Here is a 2,030-nt window from a genome sequence, read left to right as displayed (position 1 = left end):
CAGGCAGAAGGCGATGTTCATCTGCTTGTAGTAGGTCCAGGAGAACTCCATGCCCAGGGCGCCGACGTTGACGGCGCTCTTGACGAGGTCGGAGCGCGTGATCTTGTTCTCGGGACTAGAAGTCATCGTCCTCATCCCCTTCCGCGGAGAGCTGGGGCTGGGCTCCGCCCAGGCCGAGCAGGTCGAACTTGTCGATGCCGATGATGATGGCGATCAGGGCGACGCCCAGGACGGGCACGTTGGCGTAGGAGCACAGCAGGAAGCCCAGGAAGTAGAAGGGCACGAGCTGCTTGGTGAGCACCAGGCGGCCGAGCATGGCGAAGCCCATGGCAGGCAGGATGTTGGCGGCAACGCCAAAGCCAGCAAGGACAAAGGGCGGGATGAAGTCGAGCAGGCCCTGGATGGCGTCAGCACCCAGATAGAACGACAGCGAGCACAGCAGGAACGCCATGATGATACCGGTCAAACCGATCAGGAAGTGCATCGCATAGACACCCTTAAGGTTGCCCTGGCCGGAGTAGACATCAGCGCGGTCGACCAGGATCGGCAGGGCGGCGTTAAGGATGTTCTTGATGGCAAGGCACAGCGTGGCGATGGGCATGGCAAGCGCGATGGCTGCCTCGGTGCTCTGGCCCAGCTGGATAGCGAAGGCGCAGGCGAGCACGCCGCCGATCGTCTCATCAGGCGGCACGTAGGCGCCGATGGAGATCGAGCCCATGAACAGCAGCTCCAGACTCGCACCGATCGCGAGGCCGGACTGCAGGTCCCCCAGCACCAGGCCCACGAGCGGGCACAGGACGATGGGGCGGAACGCGTAGAGCGTACCGAGCTGGCAGTCGAACTTACCAAATGCGGCGATAAGTCCGATGAGGATTGCTTGGGTAAGCATACATCCCCCTTTCCATATAGGACACTACGAAGAGCTCAGACTCTTCGAAATTGAACGCCTAGAGCACGCTGGCGCAGTCGACCTTGGGGTCATCGGCCAGGGGTCGAATCTCGACCTCAACGCCACGATCCAGCATCTCGCGCACATCGGCTTCCTCGGCCGCGGTCAGGAAGATCTGACGAGAGACCTGACGAGCGTCGGGACGCTTCTCGTCCTTGGGCTTGGTGTTGCCCAGGTTGACCGACTTGATCTGCGGGCAGCCCTCAACAAGCTGCTTTGCCTCAGCGATAGTGGCGACGCAGATGATCATCTTGTACTTGTCGGTCACGCCCGAGTTGATAGCTTCGATTGCATGCTCCATATCTTTGATGACGAGCTTGCAGCCGGCAGGCTTGCCCATCTTGAGCGTCGTCTTCCACACCGGGTCGTTAGCGACCTTATCGCCCACGCAGAAGATGCAGTTGGAGCCAAGGCCCTGAACCCAGGAAACTGCGACCTGGCCATGAAGCAGGCGATGGTCAACGCGAAGTAGCTGAATCATAATGTGACCCCCCAAAGGTCTTGTGCCGTCATACGGCGTGTCAGTAGGTGCTGCGGATTAGAACTCTTCCTCCTCCTCGTCATCGACCAAAAGATCGTTGACAAACTTCACGCGCGTATCGTCCGCAGCGACGATGGTGCGAATCGTCTCCTCAACCGGCGCCGACTCGTCAGAGAACAGCAGCTGGATGAGCAGAGGAAGGTTCATGTTGGTAACGAGGTACGTGCGGGGACGCGTCTGGACGATCTTGGTGAACTCGTTGTTAACGCTACCGCCAAAGAGGTCGGTGCAGACAACGACATCATCGTCGGCAGACATGCCTGCCAGCAGTTTTTGGGCCTCCTCGGCCACGTCCATGCGGCCATCGACGAACATCGAAAGATCGTGGACGTTGTCGCGAGCGCCCGAGAGCAGCTCGACGCTCTCCTTGATGCCGGTGGCGAAGTGCGCATGGCTGGCGATGATGTACTGTCTCATTCTGTGTTCCTCTCAATAGCCCGGCACGTTCCCGCACCCGTTTTCTTTAGTAGTCGAACTGGTGATAGTAGCGACGATACTTGAGGTTGTGCTTGGTGACCGTCTCGTAGTAGCGAGCCAGGC

Annotated in this window: 3 protein-coding genes; all 3 read right to left on the bottom strand. The window is 59.6% G+C overall.

The annotated features are described in order from the left end of the window. Positions 1–115: 115 nt before the first annotated feature. Genes AB5164_RS10085 through AB5164_RS10075 form a run of 3 tightly spaced genes read right to left on the bottom strand, consistent with a single transcriptional unit; the run spans position 116 to position 1,907 of the window. Complete coding sequence (locus AB5164_RS10085) at positions 116–889, bottom strand: PTS mannose/fructose/sorbose/N-acetylgalactosamine transporter subunit IIC (RefSeq protein WP_148346726.1); 774 nt, start codon at positions 887–889, stop codon at positions 116–118. 58 nt (positions 890–947) lie between these two features. Next, entirely contained in the window at positions 948–1,430 is a 483-nt protein-coding gene (locus AB5164_RS10080) for a PTS sugar transporter subunit IIB (RefSeq protein WP_099432286.1), read from the bottom strand. A 57-nt stretch (positions 1,431–1,487) separates the two neighbouring features. Beyond that, complete coding sequence (locus tag AB5164_RS10075) at positions 1,488–1,907, bottom strand: PTS sugar transporter subunit IIA (protein WP_368143337.1); 420 nt, start codon at positions 1,905–1,907, stop codon at positions 1,488–1,490. Positions 1,908–2,030 lie beyond the last annotated feature (123 nt).

The organism is Collinsella aerofaciens (assembly GCF_040915425.1).
GTDB lineage: Bacteria > Actinomycetota > Coriobacteriia > Coriobacteriales > Coriobacteriaceae > Collinsella > Collinsella aerofaciens_BW.
Note: the sequence above shows the minus strand (reverse complement) of the source record. Positions and strands in the feature narration are given on the sequence as shown.

What these genes read in the sequence shown, in the direction of transcription:
- AB5164_RS10085 (WP_148346726.1), bottom strand. Translation starts at nt 889, where the DNA reads ATGCTTACCCAAGCAATCCTCATCGGACTTATCGCCGCATTTGGTAAG.
- AB5164_RS10080 (WP_099432286.1), bottom strand. Translation starts at nt 1,430, where the DNA reads ATGATTCAGCTACTTCGCGTTGACCATCGCCTGCTTCATGGCCAGGTC.
- AB5164_RS10075 (WP_368143337.1), bottom strand. Translation starts at nt 1,907, where the DNA reads ATGAGACAGTACATCATCGCCAGCCATGCGCACTTCGCCACCGGCATC.